The organism is Streptomyces sp. NPDC005775, from assembly GCF_042871565.1.
Lineage (GTDB): Bacteria > Actinomycetota > Actinomycetes > Streptomycetales > Streptomycetaceae > Streptomyces.
The window spans coordinates 1-18,296 of sequence record NZ_JBIAIU010000005.1; the positions used below are offsets into that span (position 1 = coordinate 1).

Annotated in this window: 16 protein-coding genes and 1 pseudogene; 6 read left to right on the plus strand and 11 right to left on the minus strand. The window is 72.3% G+C overall.

Annotated features, from left to right (window positions below; translation table 11 throughout):
- Positions 1-377: 377 nt before the first annotated feature.
- The gene (locus ACFYPA_RS13505; RefSeq protein ID WP_389131749.1) at positions 378-1,394 is read right to left on the minus strand and encodes a GlxA family transcriptional regulator; all 1,017 of its coding nucleotides are present in this window, start codon (positions 1,392-1,394) and stop codon (positions 378-380) included.
- Positions 1,395-1,468: 74 nt separating this feature from the next.
- Here ACFYPA_RS13505 and ACFYPA_RS13510 point away from each other — a divergent pair, with 74 nt between their 5' ends.
- Positions 1,469-2,053 carry a cysteine hydrolase family protein gene (locus tag ACFYPA_RS13510; protein WP_359080525.1) on the plus strand — a complete coding sequence of 195 codons (585 nt, stop codon included), beginning with the start codon at positions 1,469-1,471 and terminating at the stop codon, positions 2,051-2,053.
- 8 nt (positions 2,054-2,061) lie between these two features.
- On the opposite strand, the gene proC is transcribed toward ACFYPA_RS13510, so the two are convergent.
- The 4 genes and pseudogenes from proC to ACFYPA_RS13530 all read right to left on the minus strand — a co-directional run.
- Positions 2,062-2,871, minus strand: coding sequence for a pyrroline-5-carboxylate reductase (gene proC, locus ACFYPA_RS13515; RefSeq protein ID WP_389131752.1), 810 nt, complete (start codon positions 2,869-2,871; stop codon positions 2,062-2,064).
- 59 nt (positions 2,872-2,930) lie between these two features.
- Positions 2,931-3,698, minus strand: a complete 768-nt coding sequence (locus ACFYPA_RS13520) for an ABC transporter permease (RefSeq protein ID WP_359080529.1) — start codon at positions 3,696-3,698, stop codon at positions 2,931-2,933.
- Complete coding sequence (locus ACFYPA_RS13525; protein ID WP_389131756.1) at positions 3,695-4,462, minus strand: ABC transporter ATP-binding protein; 768 nt, start codon at positions 4,460-4,462, stop codon at positions 3,695-3,697. The genes ACFYPA_RS13520 and ACFYPA_RS13525 overlap by 4 nt, the downstream gene beginning before the upstream one ends.
- Before the next feature lie 133 nt (positions 4,463-4,595).
- Positions 4,596-4,855: pseudogene (locus ACFYPA_RS13530) on the minus strand (SAM-dependent methyltransferase); the annotation flags it as partial.
- 117 nt (positions 4,856-4,972) lie between these two features.
- Between ACFYPA_RS13530 and ACFYPA_RS13535 the strand changes: the two are divergent.
- Positions 4,973-5,545, plus strand: coding sequence for a hypothetical protein (locus ACFYPA_RS13535; protein ID WP_359354209.1), 573 nt, complete (start codon positions 4,973-4,975; stop codon positions 5,543-5,545).
- A 134-nt stretch (positions 5,546-5,679) separates the two neighbouring features.
- Here ACFYPA_RS13535 and ilvD read toward each other — a convergent pair whose 3' ends face one another.
- From ilvD to ACFYPA_RS13555, 4 genes are all read right to left on the minus strand, one after another.
- Positions 5,680-7,530: a dihydroxy-acid dehydratase gene (gene ilvD / locus ACFYPA_RS13540; protein WP_359080534.1), complete on the minus strand. Its 1,851-nt coding sequence runs from the start codon at positions 7,528-7,530 to the stop codon at positions 5,680-5,682.
- Between the two features lie 157 nt (positions 7,531-7,687).
- Entirely contained in the window at positions 7,688-8,338 is a 651-nt protein-coding gene (locus tag ACFYPA_RS13545; protein WP_359080536.1) for a TetR family transcriptional regulator, read from the minus strand.
- Positions 8,335-9,147: a sugar phosphate isomerase/epimerase gene (locus ACFYPA_RS13550; protein ID WP_359081066.1), complete on the minus strand. Its 813-nt coding sequence runs from the start codon at positions 9,145-9,147 to the stop codon at positions 8,335-8,337. Before ACFYPA_RS13550 ends, ACFYPA_RS13545 begins: the two co-directional genes overlap by 4 nt.
- Positions 9,148-9,252: 105 nt before the next feature.
- The gene (locus ACFYPA_RS13555) at positions 9,253-10,203 is read right to left on the minus strand and encodes a Ppx/GppA phosphatase family protein (protein ID WP_359080538.1); all 951 of its coding nucleotides are present in this window, start codon (positions 10,201-10,203) and stop codon (positions 9,253-9,255) included.
- A gap of 85 nt (positions 10,204-10,288) precedes the next feature.
- Here ACFYPA_RS13555 and ACFYPA_RS13560 point away from each other — a divergent pair, with 85 nt between their 5' ends.
- Positions 10,289-11,128: a hypothetical protein gene (locus ACFYPA_RS13560; RefSeq protein ID WP_359080540.1), complete on the plus strand. Its 840-nt coding sequence runs from the start codon at positions 10,289-10,291 to the stop codon at positions 11,126-11,128.
- Between the two features lie 19 nt (positions 11,129-11,147).
- On the opposite strand, the gene ACFYPA_RS13565 is transcribed toward ACFYPA_RS13560, so the two are convergent.
- Positions 11,148-13,127 carry a hypothetical protein gene (locus tag ACFYPA_RS13565; protein WP_389131761.1) on the minus strand — a complete coding sequence of 660 codons (1,980 nt, stop codon included), beginning with the start codon at positions 13,125-13,127 and terminating at the stop codon, positions 11,148-11,150.
- Between the two features lie 137 nt (positions 13,128-13,264).
- Here ACFYPA_RS13565 and radA point away from each other — a divergent pair, with 137 nt between their 5' ends.
- On the plus strand, positions 13,265-14,677 hold the full coding sequence (radA, locus tag ACFYPA_RS13570) for a DNA repair protein RadA (protein WP_359080544.1): 1,413 nt from the start codon (positions 13,265-13,267) through the stop codon (positions 14,675-14,677).
- 124 nt (positions 14,678-14,801) lie between these two features.
- Positions 14,802-15,926, plus strand: coding sequence for a DNA integrity scanning diadenylate cyclase DisA (gene disA, locus ACFYPA_RS13575; protein WP_359080546.1), 1,125 nt, complete (start codon positions 14,802-14,804; stop codon positions 15,924-15,926).
- A gap of 216 nt (positions 15,927-16,142) precedes the next feature.
- Here disA and ACFYPA_RS13580 read toward each other — a convergent pair whose 3' ends face one another.
- Positions 16,143-16,979 (minus strand): hypothetical protein, encoded by an 837-nt coding sequence (locus tag ACFYPA_RS13580; RefSeq protein ID WP_359354205.1) that lies wholly within the window; start codon positions 16,977-16,979, stop codon positions 16,143-16,145.
- A gap of 337 nt (positions 16,980-17,316) precedes the next feature.
- Between ACFYPA_RS13580 and ACFYPA_RS13585 the strand changes: the two genes are divergently transcribed.
- Entirely contained in the window at positions 17,317-18,219 is a 903-nt protein-coding gene (locus tag ACFYPA_RS13585) for an A/G-specific adenine glycosylase (protein ID WP_359080550.1), read from the plus strand.
- The last annotated feature ends 77 nt before the right edge of the window (positions 18,220-18,296 follow it).

The window sequence follows — 18,296 nt, forward strand, 5'->3', positions numbered from 1 at the left end:
TCTTGCGTTTCCGACTCTATCAGACTCTTTCGTGTCCGATTCCCGGTCGAAGCGGGCCTCGCATTTTCGCTTTCCAGTTCTTCGCTTTCGCGCTTCCCTTTCCGGCGAGTCCGACTCTATCAGATCCTCTCGGGCCTGATTCCCAGTCAGTGGGGCTTGTCTTCCCGGCTGTTGGGCCGTTCCGACGAGTGAGACAGTAGCGGAATCCGGTGCCTCGACGCTAATCGGGGTCACGTTCTTTCGAACGTGGATTCCTCATTTCGCGAATGCGCACACAAAGACAGGCGACAGTGGTCGCTCGCTCGTTGTGGTTATTGCGGAATGGCTGTCCGGGGACCGACCGGGGTCGGCGCTCACGTCGGACAACTCGGAGCACACTACGGATGCGGATGGGGCGTGTCAACCCCCGTCCTCGCCGGGGAGCGGTGGAAGGCGAGGCGGTAGTCGCGGGGGCTGGTGCCCAGGTGGGTGGCGAAGTGCTGGCGCATGGTGATCTCGCTGCCGAAGCCCGTGCGGCGGGCCACCTCGGGCAGGGGGAGGTCGGTGCGCTCGAGCAGCTTCTGAGCTGCGGCGACGCGCTGGGTGATCAGCCAGCGCAGAGGAGTCGTGCCGGTGCTCGCCTGGAAGTGGCGGGCGAAGGAGCGCGCGGACATGCCCGCCAGGTCCGCGATCGTGTGCGGTTCCGCCAGACGGGTCAGGGCGAAGGTGCGTACGGCAGCGAGCGAGTCGGCGTCGCGGTCGGTGTGCGGCGTGGGGTGCTCGATGAACTGGGCCTGCGTGCCGGTACGGAAAGGGGCCGTCACCATCGAGCGCGCGATCGTCGCTGCGGCTTCGGCGCCATGGGTGGTCCGTACGAGGTGGAGGCAGAGGTCGATACCGGCCGCTGTGCCGGCTGACGTCCAGAGGTTGTCGTCGTGGACGAACAGGGCGTCCGGGACGACCTTCACCGCGGGATGGCCGGTGCGCAGCAGGTCAGTGAGGTTCCAGTGGGTGACCGCGCGGCGTCCGTCGAGGAGGCCCGCCTGGGCCAGCGTGAAGGCACCTCCGCAGAGGGCGGCGATCGGGGTGTGCCGGGCATGGGCGCGGCGCAGGGCTTCGAGGACCGGTTCGGGCGCCGGAGTCACATGGTCGTCGAGCCCCGGGACGACGATCAGATCGGCCCGGGCCAGCCAGCTCAGCGTGCGGTCGGGGGTCAGGGAGAGACCCCCGCGCAGCGGGATGGGGGCGGGGGTGGGCGCGGTGCGGCGCAGGACGAACGGGGGGACCCCGCGGTCCGTACGGTCCACACCCCACACCTCCGTGATGACGGAGACGTCGAACGCCCGCACCCCGGGGAACGCGACGAGGGCGATCCGGGAGGGGGTGTGGGCGGAGGGGCCGCCGGTCGAGGTCATGCTGGCAGTAAAGCATCGGTCGATGGCTTTGTGACCTCTGGGTGTCCAGGCTCCGGAGCGGCAGGATCGTGGTCATGGAGATCGCGGAGAACGCAGCGCTGGTCGTGGTGGACGTGCAGGTGGGATTCGAGGAGGAGGCGTACTGGGGGCCGCGGAACAATCCTGCGGCGGACGAGAACATTGCCGGGCTGATCGATGCCTGGCAGTCGAGCGGGCGGCCCGTCGTCTTCGTACGGCATGACTCGCCCAAGGCCGATTCGCCGTTGAGGGTGGGATATCCGGGCAATGCCTTCAAGCCGTATGTGGAGGAGCGGCGGGGGAAGGGCGGCGGGGCGGAACTGTTTCTCACGAAGAGTGTGAACTCGGCGTTCTACGGGACACCGGATCTGGGGGCCTGGCTGAGCGCGGCCGGGGTGCGGCAGATCGTGGTGGCCGGGATCCAGACCAATATGTGCGCGGAGACGACGGCGCGGATGGCGGGGAACCTCGGTTATGAGGTGTTCTTCGCGCTTGATGCGACGTACACCTTCGACGCGACCGGCCCATGGGGGTGGACGCTCGGTGCGGAGGAGCTGGCGCGGGCCACCGCCGTGACGTTGCACGGCGGTGGGTTCGCGAAGGTGGTGCGCAGTGCGGAGCTGATCGCTGCCGCGGAGTAGGGCCTGGCTCAGCCGTTGCCGGAGGCGAGCTCACGGCTGCGGTCGCGGGCGGCTTCGAGGGCCGCGATGAGGGCGGCGCGTACGCCGTGGTTCTCCAGTTCGCGGATGGCGCTGATGGTGGTGCCGGCCGGGCTGGTGACGGCCTCGCGGAGCTTGACCGGGTGTTCGCCGCTGTCGCGGAGCATCACGGCGGCGCCGATGGCGGCCTGCACGATGAGGTCGTGGGCCTGGGCGCGGGGCAGGCCGAGCAGGATGCCCGCGTCCGTCATCGCCTCGACGAGGAAGTAGAAGTAGGCGGGGCCCGAGCCGGAGAGCGCGGTGGCCGCGTCCTGCTGGGACTCCGGGACGCGCAGGGTCTTGCCCACCCCGCCGAAGATCGCCTCAGTAGTGGCGAGGTGATCGGTGGTGGCGTGGCTGCCCGCGGAGATGACGGACATGCCCTCGTCGACCAGGACGGGGGTGTTCGGCATGACGCGGACCACCGGGGTGCCCGCGGTGAGGCGCTCCTCGAAGAAGGCGGTCGTGATGCCGGCCGCGGCACTGATGACCAGGCGGTCGGCCGTGAGGTGCGGGGAGAGTTCGTCGAGGAGGCGGCCCATGTCCTGGGGCTTGACCGCCAGGATGAGGATGTCGGCGCGCTTGGCGGCCTCGGCGTTGCTGACCGCGTCGACGCCGTATCGGTCGTGGAGCTCGGCGGACCGCTCGGAGCGGCGGGTGGTGACCAGGAGGTTCCCCGGGCGCCAGCCGGCCCGGATCATGCCGCTGAGCAGGGCCTCGCCGATCTTGCCGGTGCCGAGGACTGCAACTGTCTGGGTCATGCGGTTCACCCTCCGGGCGGTGCTCACGATTCTCGTGGCGCCATCCTCGCACCGGGCCGTCAGGCGGTGCGGCGGCGGAGGGTGGCCGCGCCGAGGGTGAGGACGAGGAGGGCGCAGCCGGCCACGATCGCGATGTCGCGGATGAAGTCGCCGGTGACGGCGGTGTGATGGAGGACCTCGTTCATGCCGTCGACGGCGTACGACATGGGGAGGACGTTCGAGATCGCTTCGAGGACGGGGGCCATCCGGTCCCGGGCGATGAAGAGTCCGCAGAGCAGGAGCTGCGGGAAGATCACGGCCGGCATGAACTGGACGGCCTGGAACTCGGAAGCGGCGAAGGCGGAGACGAACAGGCCGAGCGCCGTGCCGAGGAGGGCGTCGAGCAGGGCGACCAGGAGCAGCAGCCACGGCGATCCGGTGACGTCCAGACCGAGGGCCCAGACCGAGAGGGCCGTGGCCAGGAGCGACTGGACGATGGCGACCGCACCGAAGGCCAGGGCATAACCGGCGATCAGGTCGCCCTTGCCGAGCGGCATGGCGAGGAGCCGCTCCAGGGTGCCGGAGGTGCGCTCGCGCAGGGTGGCGATCGAGGTCACGAGGAACATAGTGATCAGCGGGAAGATGCCGAGGAGCGAGGCTCCGATGGAGTCGAAGGTCCGCGGGCTGCCGTCGAACACGTACCGCAGCAGCGTGATCATCACGACCGGGATCAGCAGGAGGAGCGCGATCGTGCGCGGGTCGTGTGCCAGCTGGCGCAGGACGCGGCCGGCGGTGGCGAGGGTGCGGGCGGCGCTCAGGGGCGGGGTGGTGGTGGTCGTGGTGCTCATCGGGCGTTCTCCTGACGGGTGGCGGCCGCGTCGACCAGGTGGAGGAAGGCTTCTTCGACGGTGTCGGTGCCGGCGTCCCCGCGCAGGGCCTCGGGGGTGTCGTCGGCGAGGATCTCGCCTTCGCGCATCAGGAGCAGCCGGTGGCAGCGCTCGGCCTCGTCCATGACGTGGGAGGAGACGAGCAGGGTGGTGCCGCGGTCGGCGGCGAGGCTGTGGAAGAGGTGCCAGAGGTCGCGCCGGAGCACCGGGTCGAGGCCGACGGTGGGCTCGTCGAGCACGAGCAGTTCAGGGGTGCCGAGCAGGGCCACGGCGAGGGAGACGCGCGTGCGCTGGCCGCCCGAGAGGGTGCCGGCGAGGTCATCGGCGTGGTTGGACAGGTCGACCTCGGTGACGGCGCGGGTGACGGCCTCGCGGCGGGCGTCGCGGTGCCGGCGGCCCGGCTGGAGGATGGCCGCGAAGTAGTCGAGGTTCTGCCGGACGGTGAGGTCGGTGTAGACGGACGGGGCCTGGGTGACGTACCCGATCCGCGGCCGGAGGGTGGGGTCGCCGGCCGGCCGGCCGAGGACGTCGAGGGTGCCGGTGACCTTGGCCTGGGTGCCGACGACGGCCCGCATCAGGGTGGATTTGCCGCAGCCGGAGGGGCCGAGGAGGCCGGTGATCCTTCCGGGTTCGACGGTGAAGTCGAGGCCCTTCAGGACGGTGCGGCTGCCTCGTACGACGGTGAGGCCACGGGCCTCGATGGCGACCGGCGAAGAATTCATCATGTGATGAATTTTGATCCCGGTGGGCGCCGGCGTCAAGGGATCCGGCGCCGTCAGACCGGCGGGCCGTCAGCCGATGGCCACGTTCAGGTCGACGACGTACGCCTCCTCGACCGTGCCGTCCGGGAAGAGGTCTGCGAGGTGTGCGCGCTCCTCGTCGGGCGGAGCGGGCGGGGCCGGTCCAGTGCCAGGACCGGGCGTACGTGATCAGGCCGGCCGAGGACGTGGCGCAGGGAGGCCATTGCCGTCGCCGCGTACCAGCGGGACGTGCGGCAGGGCCCGGTGCGGTTCGGCCGCCATGCCGGAACCCGGCTCCACGGCGACGACATGGGCGCCTCGGGCCGAAGGCCGGGGCGCGGGAGGGGGCGCGGCGCCCAGGCCGGCAATATCTGGCACCCCTCCTGGAGCCGGAGATCTCCATCGCCCTCACAGCGGCGCACTGCGCCGACGGAACGGACAGCCGCGCACGGCTGACAGGGCCGGACCGCGGTGCGCCCTGGGATACTCGATCCCGTGACCGAGAACAGCGACACCCCCGACGGCACGGCTCCAGGCGCCAGCGAGTCGGGCGCGAAGCCCACCGACGCCCCCGCGACGGCCCCCGGCCCGCAGCCCGAGCCCCTCCGTTTCTTCGGCACGACCTGGGTCGCCCACGACGGCAACTACGGGCTCCGCCGCGTGGGTGCGGGCATCGGTTCACTCGCCGCCGCGGTCGCCTCCTGCTTCGTGCTGCGCTTCGCCTACCAGGGCCTGGAGATCGCCGATGTCGGCAGCCTCGTCGGCCTGCTGGTCGTCGTGATGTTCGCCATCTGCAGCGCCGTCGCCTTCCGCAGGACGTGGGAGGGCTTCGGCCGCCGCCCCGCCGACCCGGGCCGCGAGGACGCGCTGCGCGGCCTCAAGACCATCGGCTTCGTCGGCTCGCTCCTCGCGTACTTCTTCCGTACGTTCACCGAGGCACCGGGCGAGAAGCTCCGGCGCGCGGAGTACGAGGCCGCCCAGGTCAGGTTCGCGAAGCGCCGCTCGTCCCGCACCGGCAACCCGGCGGCCCGTAAGACGGCCAGGGCGAAGAAGGCCCGCCGCAGGTAGGCCCGGAGGCGCCACGATGGCCCCCTGACCCGCAACGGACTCCCCGGACCCCACGCCCCACGCGCCGCGCCCGGCCCCTCCGGAGAGGGGCCGGGCGCGGGTGGCTCGGCCGAGAGGGGCCGGGCGCGGGTGGCTCAGCCCAGCTTGGAGACGTCGCGGACGGCGCCGCGGTCCGCGCTCGTCGCCATGGCCGCGTAGGCGCGCAGCGCCGCCGAGACCTTGCGCTCGCGGTTCTTCGGCGCGTACACGCCGTTCAGCGCCTCGCGACGGGTGGCCAGGTCTGCGTCGGACACGAGCAGCTCGATCGAGCGGTTCGGGATGTCGATCCGGATCCGGTCGCCGTCCTCCACGAGCGCGATCGTGCCGCCGGACGCCGCCTCGGGCGAGGCGTGGCCGATGGACAGGCCCGACGTGCCGCCGGAGAAGCGGCCGTCGGTGATCAGCGCACAGGTCTTGCCGAGGCCGCGGCCCTTGAGGAAGGAGGTGGGGTAGAGCATCTCCTGCATGCCGGGGCCGCCGCGCGGGCCCTCGTAACGGATGACGACGACGTCGCCGTGCGTGATCTCCTTGCGGAGGATCTTGTCGACGGCCTCCTCCTGGGACTCGCAGACGACCGCCGGACCCTCGAAGGTCCAGATCGACTCGTCGACGCCGGCTGTCTTCACGACGCAGCCGTCCACGGCGATGTTCCCCTTGAGGACCGCGAGGCCGCCGTCCTTGGAGTACGCGTGCTCCACGTCGCGGATGCAGCCGCCCGCCGCGTCCAGGTCCAGGGTGTCCCAGCGCTCGGACTGCGAGAAGGCGGTCGCGGAACGGACACAGCCCGGAGCCGCGTGCCACAGCTCGACGGCCTCGGGGGACGGCGAGCCGCCGCGGACGTCCCAGTTCTTGAGCCACTCGGCGAGCGTGTCGGAGTGCACAGAGTGCACGTCCTCGTTGAGATGGCCACCGCGGTGGAGCTCACCGAGGAGGGCGGGGATGCCGCCGGCCCGGTGGACGTCCTCCATGTAGTACGTGCCACCGGGGGCCACGTTGGGCGCGACCTTGGACAGGCACGGGACCCGGCGCGAGACCTCGTTGATGTCGTCCAGGTCGTACGCCAGCTCCGCCTCCTCGGCGGCGGCCAGCAGGTGCAGGATCGTGTTGGTCGAGCCGCCCATGGCGATGTCCAGCGCCATCGCGTTGTCGAACGCGGCGCGGGTGCCGATGGAGCGGGGCAGGACCGTCTCGTCGTCCTGCTCGTAGTAGCGCTTGGTGATCTCGACGACCGTCCGGCCGGCGTCCTCGTACAGCGCCTTGCGGGCGGTGTGCGTGGCGAGGACCGAGCCGTTGCCGGGGAGGGAGAGGCCGAGGACCTCGGTCAGGCAGTTCATCGAGTTGGCGGTGAACATGCCGGAACAGCTGCCGCAGGTGGGGCAGGCGTTCTCCTCGATGCGGAGGATGTCCTCGTCGGAGATGCTCTCGTCCACCGCGTCACTGATCGCGTTGACCAGGTCGAGCTTGCGGACCGTGCCGTCGACGAGGGTGGCCTTTCCGGCCTCCATCGGGCCGCCGGAGACGAAGACCGTGGGGATGTTGAGGCGCATCGCGGCCATCAGCATGCCCGGGGTGATCTTGTCGCAGTTCGAGATGCAGATCAGGGCGTCGGCGCAGTGCGCCTCGACCATGTACTCGACGCTGTCGGCGATGAGGTCACGGGAGGGCAGGCTGTAGAGCATGCCGCCGTGGCCCATGGCGATGCCGTCGTCCACCGCGATCGTGTTGAACTCGCGGGGAACCGCGCCCGCCGCCTTGATCGCGTCGGAGACGATCCGGCCGACCGGGGCGAGGTGGGTGTGGCCGGGGACGAACTCGGTGAACGAGTTGGCGACCGCGATGATCGGCTTGCCGATGTCCTCGCTCGCTACGCCCGAGGCGCGCATAAGGGCGCGCGCGCCCGCCATGTTGCGGCCGTGGGTGACAGTGCGGGACCTCAGCTGGGGCATCGTCTCTCGCTCCTTCGACAGAAAAGACTGGCTTCGAGCGTACGCCTGTGGTGCCAGGATCTGGACGGGGTGTCCGGAATGCGGGATTGGGTGCTCAGAGGGTGAGCGGGGTGGCGCGGCGGGGGCGGTGCGGCGCGGGGGTTCAGGGCTCCGCTCCTCAACCGCCGGAGGGGCCTGAATCCGGGCTCGAGTCCGTCAGGTAGCGCTGCAAGGTCGGGGCCACCATCGCGATGATCTTCTCCGGGTCCGCCGATGCCAGGGGCTCCGCCCGGAGCACGTACCGGAGCATCGCGATGCCGACCATGTGGGAGGCCGCCAGCTCCGCGCGGAACGTGGGGTCGGGTACGTCGAGCTGTTCCGCGATCCGGCCCAGCAGCCGGCGCAGGACGAACCCGCGCAGGACGTTCGCCGCCGCCTCGTGGGTCAGGGCCGACCGCAGGACCGCGAGCAGCGGGGTCCTGGACGCCGGGTTCTCCCAGACCGCGATGAAGTAGCGCGCCAGCCGCTCCCCCAGGCCCTCCTTGTCGCTGCCCAGGATGGCCGGGATCACCAGGGCGGGCTCGAAGGAGAGCTCGATCGCGGCGGCGAAGACCTCGTCCTTCGTACCGAAGTAGTGATGGACCAGCGCGGCGTCCACGCCCGCCGCCTTCGCGATGCCGCGGACCGACGTCTTGTCGTAGCCGCGTTCGGCGAATTCGGCGCGGGCGGCCTCCAGGATGCGGGTGCGCGCGTCGGGCCCGGGGGTCGCCGTGGTGCGGGCGGGGCGGCCGCGGCGCCTGGGGCCCGGGGCTTCGGCGCCCGGGGTCATGGGCGCGGCACCTGCGCCGAGGTGGCGAGGTGCAGCCGGGTGAAGGCCAGCGCCTCGGCCAGGTCGGCCTCGCGTTCGGCGGTGGACATCGCGCGGCGGGTGTTGACCTCGATGACGACATGGCCGTCGAAGCCGGTGCGGGCCAGCCGCTCCAGCAGTTCCGCACAGGGCTGGTCGCCGCGGCCGGGCACCAGGTGCTCGTCCTTTGCGGAGCCCTTGCCGTCGGCCAGGTGGACGTGGGCCAGCCGGTCGCCCATCCGGTCGACCATGGCCATGCCGTCCGTGCGCGCCGTCGAGGTGTGCGACAGGTCGACGGTGAAGTGGCGGTAGTCGTCGTTGGTGACGTCCCAGTCGGGGGCGTACGCGAGCATCTCGCGGTCCCGGTAGCGCCACGGGTACATGTTCTCGACGGCGAACCGCACATCGGTCTCGTCCGCCATCCGCCAGATGCCGGTGACGAAGTCACGCGCGTAACCCCGCTGCCAGCGGAACGGCGGGTGGACGACGACGGTCGACGCGCCGAGCTTCTCCGCCGCGGCGCGGGCCCGCTGGAGCTTGACCCAGGGATCGGTGGACCAGACCCGCTGCGTGATCAGCAGACAGGGGGCGTGAACGGCCAGGATCGGCACCTGGTGGTAGTCGGAGAGCCGGCGCAGCGCCTCGATGTCCTGGCTGACGGGGTCGGTCCAGACCATGACCTCGACGCCGTCGTACCCCAGGCGCGCGGCGATCTCGAAGGCCGTCGCCGTCGACTCCGGATAGACCGAGGCCGTCGACAGGGCGACCTTCGCATCCGGGACGCGCACCACTGGTTCTGCCACGCAGACAGCGTACGGGCAGCGGTGCGCGTCGCCGAGGGAGTCCGGCCGAAAGTGAGAAGGGCCATCACGGGGCCGCGCCCCGGGGGCGGCCCGTCAGTTCAGGGCGACGTCCTCGGTGGACGGCAGGTGGTCCAGGCGGCGCAGGATCACTCCCTCGCGCAGCGCCCAGGGGCAGATCTCCAGGTCCTCGACGCCGAGGAGGTCCATCGCACCCTCCGCGACGAGCGCACCGGCCAGCAGCTGGGCGGACCGGCCCTCGGAGACGCCCGGCAGCCTGCCGCGCTCCTCGACCGTCATCACGGCCAGCTTCGGCACCCACTCCTCCAGGGCCTTGCGGCTGAGGGCGCGCTGTACGTGCAGCCCCTCCGCGGAGCGCGCGGCGCCCGCGATCCTGGCGAGCTGCTTGAAGGTCTTGGACGTGGCCACGACGTGGTCGGGGCGGCCGAAGCGGGTGAACTCGCCGACGCTGCGGGCGATCCGCGCCCGTACGTGGCGGCGCAGCTCCTTCACCCGTGCCGGGTCCGGCGGATCGCCGGGCAGCCAGCCGGCCGTGAGGCGGCCCGCGCCCAGCGGCAGCGACACGGCCGCGTCCGGCTCCTCGTCCATGCCGTACGCGATCTCCAGCGAGCCGCCGCCGATGTCAAGGACCAGCAGCTTGCCCGCCGACCAGCCGAACCAGCGCCGCGCGGCGAGGAAGGTCAGGCGGGCCTCCTCCGTACCGCTGAGGACGGCGAGGTCGACGCCGGTCTCGTCGCGCACCCTCGTCAGCACCTCGTCGGCGTTGCTCGCCTCACGCACCGCGGAGGTGGCGAACGCCAGCACGTCCTCGCAGCCCTTGTCCTCGGCGGCCTGGAGCGCACCGGCGATCGTCGTCACCAGGCGGTCCACGCCGAGCGGGCCGATGGCCCCGTCCCCGTCTAGGAGTTCGGCCAGGCGCAGCTCCGCCTTGTGCGAGTGCGCGGGCAGCGGCCGGGCGCCGGGATGCGCGTCGACCACCAGCAGATGAACCGTGTTCGACCCCACGTCGAGGACTCCGAGTCTCATGTACGGAACGCTACTGCGGCCACGGCCCGGGACGGACCGGCGCACGGTGACCCGTCCATGCGCCTGCCCGACTTACTCTGGGCGCGTGCCAAAGACGAAAAAGGCGAAGCCGGGCAAAGTCACTGAGAAGCAGAAGACGAAGCAGGAGATGCAGCAGCCGGAGACACAGGGGCCCGAGGGGCCCGACGAGACGGGGATCGACTTCGCGCGGGCGTGGGTCGAGTTCCCCGACCCAGCCGACGACGAGCAGGTCTTCCGCTGCGACCTGACCTGGCTGACGTCCAGGTGGACCTGCATCTTCGGCAGTGGCTGCCAGGGCATCCAGGCCGGGCGGGCGGACGACGGCTGCTGCACGCTCGGCGCCCACTTCTCCGACGAGGACGACGAGAAGCGGGTGGCCGGTCACGTGGCCCGTCTCACCCCGGACCTGTGGCAGTTCCACGACGTGGGTACGGAGTCGGGCTGGGTGCAGACCGATGAGGACGGGGAGCGCCAGACACGGCGCTGGGAGGGGTCCTGCATCTTCCAGAACCGTCCCGGCTTTGCCGCGGGGGCGGGCTGTTCCCTGCACATCCTGGCGCTGCGGGAGGGCAAGGAGCCCCTGGAGACGAAGCCGGACGTGTGCTGGCAGCTGCCGGTCCGGCGTACGTACGACTGGATCGACCGGCCCGACGACACGCGGGTGCTCCAGGTGTCGATCGGTGAATACGACCGCCGGGGCTGGGGACCGGGCGGCCATGACCTGCACTGGTGGTGCACGTCGGCGACGTCGGCGCACGGTGCCGGCGAGCCGGTGTACGTGTCGTACCGGCCGGAGCTCACGGAGCTGATGGGCAAGCCGGCGTACGACCGGCTGGTCGAGCTCTGCGAGGAGCGGCTCTCCTCGCTGCTCCCGATGGCGCCCCACCCGGCGGACCCGGCGTAGTCCCCCGGGTGGGGGTTCGTCAGTCCGCCGCCGGCGGGAGGCTCGGGCCCTTGCCCGGGTCCGACGGGGACGGGGAGTCCGTCGTCGGGTCCGGCGACGGGCTCGGTGAACCCGGATCCGTGGGAGTGCCGCCCGTCGGGTCGGGAGTCGGCGTCGGCGTCGGCGTCGGCGTCGGATCGGGATGCGGCGAGGACGGCGACGGGTCCTGCGGAACGGGCGGGTGCGGACGGGACGGGCCGCCCGGCAGGGGCGGCCGCGGCACGGCGGTCGGCACCCGCCCCCCGTGCCCGTGCATCGCCACGACCGACCCCGACGGGGCGATGGTGACCCGTGCCGTCCAGGACCCGGCGGGTTCGCGCGCGTGGTCCACGAGGACGCGGAGCGTGACACTGCCGCCCGCCGCGAGCGTCCCCGAGGTGCTGCTCAGGCGCAGCCAGGACTGACCCGTGCCGGCCGACCAGACGACCGGGCCCGCCTTCGAGGCGGTGAGCGTGATCGTCGTCGTACCGCCGGAGGACCGGGCCTCGACGGTGAGGCGGCCCGCGCCCGCCGCTCCGCCCTCCCCGTCCGCTCCCCCGCTGATGACCTCGGCGGAGACGCCCGGGAGGCGGTCGCCGTCCGTGAAGGGGGCGCCGGGCTCGGGGCGGGCGTTGCCCGCGTTCTCGTAGTGGCCGTACGGGTCGTCGGTCCCGCGGCCGGCGTCCGTGTCGGCCGCGGTGACCGCCGAACCGTCGCGCCCCTCGCCGGTGAGGGGCGCGCCCCGGTAGGCGGACCACAGGGCGATCACGGGGGCGGCGACGACCGTGACGACGACCGTCGTCGTCATGACCCTGGAACGCAGCCGGTCCCGGCGCGCGGCGTGGTCCTTGGGGTCCATCGGGAAGCCCGTCCGGTCGAACCGGGGAGTGGCGGACCGATTCTTCTGATGTTTCTGGGCGTGGATCATCGCCACATAGGCGGAGGGGCGCGGCGCCTCGACGACCGCCAGCGCGGCCGCAGGCGTGACCGCGGCCCCCGGCCAGGGGCCCTGCGCTCCGGCCCGCTCGGCCGCGCGGCGGCAGCTCGGGCAGTCGTCCACATGCCGTACGAGCTCACGGCGCAGGGTGGCGGAGAGCAGCATGCGGCGGTCACCGGTGAGCCTGGCGACCGTGGGGCAGTTGCCCTTCTCCACGACGGCGAGGGCGGCCCGCGTCCGTTCCACCTCGCAGGCGGCCGCGGCCAGGAGCTCCCGGGCGGTCGCGGGTTCCAGCCCGAGGACGGCGGCGACCGCGCGCGGGGTGAGGTGGTGGCGCACCGCAAGCTCCAGCGCCTCGCGCTGTTCGGGGGTGGTGCCCGCCGCCTCGGGCCAGGCCAACTGGGCCAGCTCGCGGCGGTGCGCTTCGGCGGCCGCGGGGCTCTCCGGGGCCGCGACGTGCCCGGGGGTGGCGGGCTGCCGGGGCGCGGAGGGCGTGAGGGGGCCGCCGGGGGTGTGGGGTGGCGCGGTCGCGGTCTTCGAGGCGTGCGCGGGCGCGGGCGTGCGCCGTCCCGCGCGGGCTGCCGGTGCGGCGGGACCGCGGTGGTCGTCCTGCGGCCGGGAGGACTGCCTGCGCGCCTGCGGGCCGTCGGGCCTGCGGTGCGCGCGGCGGCCGTGCTTCTGCTCGCCGAGCCTGCGCAGGCACATCCACCTGGCCAGCGCGTACAGCCAGGTCCTGCGCTCCTCCTCGTCGGTGGGGCACCGGCCGCCCTGCCGCTCGGCCAGCGCCAGTACGCCGCCGAGCGCCTCGGTGGCGGCGTCGTGGTCGCAGAGCACGGAGAGGCAGTACGTGAACAGGCCGTCGAGATGCGGCTCGTAACGGGCAGGCGGCTGCTTGGGCTGCTTCGACTGCTTCGGCGAGGTCTGGGGCGCACGGTGTTGCGCCCGGTGTGCGCCGGGGGTGTTCGTCGGGGTCTCCAGCCTGCTGCTCGTCACCTTGCGACCGTAGGCAGGGCGGGGCATGCCCCTAGCACCCCTTGAGCACATTTAACCCTTACGGGTGAACGTATCGCTCAATAAGGGACAGGAATGCGTGATTCCGCGCCCCGCCGCCGGTGACGGCGGCTCCCCGCGCGCGCACCGCGCCGGGCCCCACTGTCCGACCCCACCTATACGGTGGCGCCATGGCTGCCCGTACGAAATCCGCGAAGGACCGGCCGTCCTACCGCTGCACCGAATGCGGCTGGACGACCGCCAAGTGGCTCGGCCGCTGCCCCGAATGCCAGGCGTGGGGGACGGTCGAGGAGTTCGGCGGCGCCCCCGCGGTGCGCACCACGGCGGCCGGCCGCGTCTCCACCGCCGCGCTCCCCATCGGCCAGGTCGACAGCCGCCAGGCCACCGCCCGCTCGACGGGCGTCGGAGAGCTGGACCGGGTGCTGGGCGGCGGCCTGGTGCCCGGCGCCGTCGTGCTGCTCGCGGGCGAGCCGGGCGTGGGGAAGTCCACGCTGCTGCTGGACGTGGCGGCCAAGGCCGCGAGCGACGAGCACCGCACGTTGTACGTCACGGCCGAGGAGTCGGCGAGCCAGGTCAGGATGCGCGCCGACCGGATCCGCGCCATCAACGACCATCTGTACCTGGCCGCGGAGACCGACCTGTCCGCGGTCCTCGGCCACCTGGACGCCGTCAAGCCGTCCCTGCTCGTCCTGGACTCCGTACAGACCGTCGCCTCCCCGGAGATCGAGGGCGCGCCCGGCGGGATGGCGCAGGTCCGCGAGGTGGCGGGCGCACTGATCCGCGCCTCCAAGGAGCGCGGCATGTCGACCCTGCTGGTCGGCCACGTCACCAAGGACGGCGCGATCGCCGGTCCCCGGCTGCTGGAGCACCTGGTCGACGTGGTGCTGTCCTTCGAGGGTGACCGGCATGCCCGGCTCCGGCTCGTGCGCGGCGTCAAGAACCGCTACGGGGCGACCGACGAGGTCGGCTGCTTCGAGCTCCACGACGAGGGCATCACCGGCCTCGCCGACCCCTCCGGCCTCTTCCTCACCCGCCGCGACGAGCCGGTGCCCGGCACCTGCCTGACCGTCACCCTGGAGGGCAAGCGCCCCCTGGTCGCCGAGGTGCAGGCACTCACCGTCGATTCCCAGATCCCCTCGCCCCGGCGCACCACCTCGGGGCTCGAGACGTCCCGGGTGTCGATGATGCTGGCCGTGCTGGAGCAGCGCGGCCGGATCAGCTCGCTGGGCAAGCGGGACATCTACAGCGCCACGGTCGGCGGCGTGAAGCTCTCCGAGCCCGCCGCGGACCTCGCGATCGCGCTCGCCCTGGCCAGCGCGGCGAGCGACACACCGCTGCCGAAGAACCTGGTGGCGATCGGTGAAGTGGGCCTCGCGGGCGAGGTCAGGAGGGTGACCGGGGTCCAGCGCCGACTGGCCGAGGCCCACCGTCTCGGCTTCACCCACGCACTGGTTCCGACCGATCCGGGGAAGGTCCCGGCCGGTATGAAGGTCACAGAAGTCGCCAACATGGGCGACGCGCTCAGGGTGCTCCCGCGCCGCTCTCGTACACAGGCCCCACAGGAGGACGGCGCACGCCGGTAGACTTTGCCCTGGTCTCGCCCGTCCGTACGAACGGTATGAGGGACGTAGGGTCTTTCGCCCGGACCGGACCTGATCCGAGCGGAGAGCCCTGAGGGCACCGCAAACCTGTGACCGGAGGAGTGCAGTGGCAGCCAGCGACCGGGCAGCATCGCCCGGAAAGTCCGGCCAAAGCACCGGTAACGAGGCGCTGATGCGCGCCTCGTTGACCGCCGTCGCGCCCGGAATGGCCCTGCGGGACGGCCTGGAGCGCATCCTCCGCGGCAACACCGGCGGACTGATCGTGCTCGGCATGGACCGGACCGTCGAGTCCATGTGCACCGGCGGCTTCGTGCTGGACGTGGAATTCACCGCGACCCGGCTGCGCGAGCTCGCCAAGCTCGACGGGGCACTGATCCTCGACAAGGACATGACCAAGATCCTGCGGGCCGGCGTCCAGCTGGTCCCGGACGCGTCGATCCCCACCGAGGAGACGGGCACCCGGCACCGCACGGCGGACCGGGTCTCCAAGCAGTGCAACTTCCCGGTCGTCTCGGTCTCGCAGTCGATGCACCTCATCGCGCTGTACGTGGACGGGGAGCGCCGGGTCCTCGAGGAGTCCGCCGCGATCCTCTCCCGCGCCAATCAGGCGCTCGCCACGCTGGAGCGGTACAAGCTCCGGCTCGACGAGGTCGCGGGCACGCTCTCCGCGCTGGAGATCGAAGACCTCGTGACGGTCCGGGACGTGACGGCCGTCGCCCAGCGCCTGGAGATGGTCCGCCGGATCGCGACCGAGATCGCGGAGTACGTGGTGGAGCTCGGGACCGACGGCCGGCTCCTCTCGCTGCAGCTAGACGAGCTGATCGCGGGCGTGGAGCCGGAGCGCGAGCTGGTCGTGCGTGACTACGTGCCGGAGCCGACCGCGAAGCGCTCGCGCACGGTGGCGGAGGCGCTCACCGAGCTGGACGCGCTCTCCCACACCGAGCTTCTCGAACTTCCGGTCGTGGCGCGGGCGCTGGGCTACAGCGGCTCTCCGGAGACGCTCGACTCCGCGGTGTCGCCGCGCGGCTTCCGGCTGCTGGCGAAGGTGCCGCGGCTGCCCGGGGCGATCATCGACCGGCTGGTGGAGCACTTCGGCGGCCTGCAGAAGCTGCTCGCCGCGAGCGTCGACGACCTCCAGACGGTGGACGGCGTCGGCGAGGCACGGGCGCGCAGCGTGCGCGAGGGGCTGTCGCGGCTGGCGGAGTCGTCGATCCTCGAGCGGTACGTGTAGCGGGGGCTGCGGCGGCCTCCGGGCCACACCCCGGGGCCCAGGGGCGCCCGGGCCTTCGCCCCACCCCCGGCCCTGCGCCTCCAGCTCTCCCCGCCCGCCCGTCCTCGCCGCCGGCCCTGCGCGGCCGATCCGCCGCGGCCGGTCCGCCGCGGCCGGTCCGCCGCGGCCGGTCCGCCGCGGCCGGTCCTGCGGCCAGTCCTGCGGTCAGTCCTGCGGTCAGTCCTTCGCGAGGACGAACGACGCGCGCTGCACGGGCTCGCCCGGGGCCTTCGCCTCGACCAGGTACGTACCGGGGCCCACGGCCCCCGCGGGCGGCGTCGCGCACTTCGGGGCGCTCTTCGCGCGGTCCCACTCCACGGCGTGCTCGACGGTCGCGCCCGCCGGCACCTTCAGCAGTACGGCGACCGCGTTGCGCGGGCAGTCCTTGGAGGACCACACCTCCTCGTCGTCACCGCCGGCTTCCGTGACGGTGAGGACCGCGGACTTCGGGCCGAAGTCGGCCTTGCACGCGGTGGAAGAGGTGTTCTTGGCGATCAGCCGGAACTTCGGCTTCTGACCGGGCTCGTACCGCAGTTCCGTCTTCAGGGTCAGCTGCAGAGCCGCAGGTGCGCAGGTGGGGAGCGAGGAGCCGGCCGGGAGCTGCTGCCCCGAGGTCACACCGCCCGAACCGCCGCTCGCACCGGAACCGGCCTCTGTGGCCGAGCCGTTGCCGGAGCCGTTCGTCCCGCCACCCGATCCGCCACCCGTTCCGCCGGGGCCCGCGTCCGAACTGCCGCCACTGCCCCCGTCGCTGCCACCGGTGTCGCCCGACTCGTCGCGCCCGCCCGGCTGTTCACTGATGGCCGGTCCGGAGCCGGAGGGCCCCGGGGTGATCGAGTCCGTGGGCCCCGAGCCGGGGGCCCGTGAGTCGTCATGATTCCCCTTGCCGCCACCGTTGGTGACGGCCCATACGACCAGCAACGCGAGCAGCGCAATCAGCGTCGCCGCTACCGCCCTCCGTCGCCAGTAGATGGTGGAGGGAAGCGGCCCGATCGGATTACGCAAAGATCCCACGGCGCAAACTGTACGAGAGAACGGCTCCAACTCCCGCCCCACCCGCCGCCTCAGGACGCCGAGTTTGGCGGATCATCATCCCGGAACCCCCCGTTCGCACCTCGGACCGCCGCATAGCAACTCTCGGTGTTCGGATGGACACGTATAGCGACTGTCGTGTGAGGGGCATGGGCCAGTTGCCGCAACGGCTCGCGGGGCGTGCGGCCACTTGCCGGAACGCGAGTCCGGCAGGGCGGGGGAAAGACGGGGGCCCTATCACTCCAAGGGCTCTTATGAGGGGCGACACCCCCGTGCCCCTGACCCTCGTCTGCACTTCCATGCCAGGATCGACGGTGCGATGACTGCTACGACTGCGACACAGACGCCCCCCACCTCCCTCCACACTCCCGTCATCGGGTGGTTCGACCAGCACGCCCGCGATCTGCCCTGGCGCCGCCCCGAAGCGGGCGCCTGGGGTGTGATGGTGAGTGAGTTCATGCTGCAGCAGACCCCCGTCAACCGGGTCCTCCCGGTGTACGAGCAGTGGCTGGCCCGCTGGCCGCGACCCGCCGACCTCGCAGCCCAACCGCCGGGCGAGGCGGTCCGTGCCTGGGGCCGGCTCGGCTACCCCCGGCGGGCCCTGCGGCTGCACGGGGCCGCCCAGGCCATAACGGAACGGCACGGCGGTGACGTGCCGAGCGAGCACGCCCAGCTGCTCGCCCTGCCCGGGATCGGCGAGTACACGGCTGCGGCCGTGGCCTCGTTCGCCTACCGGCAGCGGCACGCCGTCCTCGACACGAACGTCCGCAGGGTGTTCGCCCGGGCCGCTTCCGGCATCCAGTACCCGCCGAACGCGACCACCGCCGCCGAACGCAAGCTCGCCCGCGCCCTGCTGCCGGACGAGGACGAGCAGGCGGCCCAGTGGGCGGCCGCGACGATGGAACTCGGCGCCCTCGTCTGCACCGCCAAGAACGAGGACTGCTCGCGCTGCCCGATCGCGCAGCAGTGCGCCTGGCGGCTGGCCGGCAAGCCCGCACACCAGGGACCGCCGCGCCGCGGCCAGACCTACGCCGGTACGGACCGGCAGGTGCGCGGCAGGCTGCTCGCGGTGCTGCGCGAGTCGGTGACTCCGGTGCCGCAGTCGGCGCTCGACGCGGTGTGGGAGGAGCCGGTGCAGCGGGCCCGCGCGCTGGACGGCCTGGTCTCCGACGGCCTGGTCGAACCGCTGGCGGGTGGCCAGTACCGGTTGCCGCTGACCTGACGGACCGGGCGGCCCCGCTCCGCTTCCGCGGGGTCTTTGTCCCTCTCCTCCTGCGCTGTTACACAACCGATGGGCAG

Coding starts and splice junctions, on each gene's coding strand:
- ACFYPA_RS13505 (WP_389131749.1), bottom strand. CDS start 1,394: ATGACCTCGACCGGCGGCCCCTCCGCCCACACCCCCTCCCGGATCGCC.
- ACFYPA_RS13510 (WP_359080525.1), top strand. CDS start 1,469: ATGGAGATCGCGGAGAACGCAGCGCTGGTCGTGGTGGACGTGCAGGTG.
- proC (WP_389131752.1), bottom strand. CDS start 2,871: ATGACCCAGACAGTTGCAGTCCTCGGCACCGGCAAGATCGGCGAGGCC.
- ACFYPA_RS13520 (WP_359080529.1), bottom strand. CDS start 3,698: ATGAGCACCACGACCACCACCACCCCGCCCCTGAGCGCCGCCCGCACC.
- ACFYPA_RS13525 (WP_389131756.1), bottom strand. CDS start 4,462: ATGATGAATTCTTCGCCGGTCGCCATCGAGGCCCGTGGCCTCACCGTC.
- ilvD (WP_359080534.1), bottom strand. CDS start 7,530: ATGCCCCAGCTGAGGTCCCGCACTGTCACCCACGGCCGCAACATGGCG.
- ACFYPA_RS13545 (WP_359080536.1), bottom strand. CDS start 8,338: ATGACCCCGGGCGCCGAAGCCCCGGGCCCCAGGCGCCGCGGCCGCCCC.
- ACFYPA_RS13555 (WP_359080538.1), bottom strand. CDS start 10,203: ATGAGACTCGGAGTCCTCGACGTGGGGTCGAACACGGTTCATCTGCTG.
- ACFYPA_RS13565 (WP_389131761.1), bottom strand. CDS start 13,127: ATGTGCTCAAGGGGTGCTAGGGGCATGCCCCGCCCTGCCTACGGTCGC.
- radA (WP_359080544.1), top strand. CDS start 13,265: ATGGCTGCCCGTACGAAATCCGCGAAGGACCGGCCGTCCTACCGCTGC.
- ACFYPA_RS13585 (WP_359080550.1), top strand. CDS start 17,317: ATGACTGCTACGACTGCGACACAGACGCCCCCCACCTCCCTCCACACT.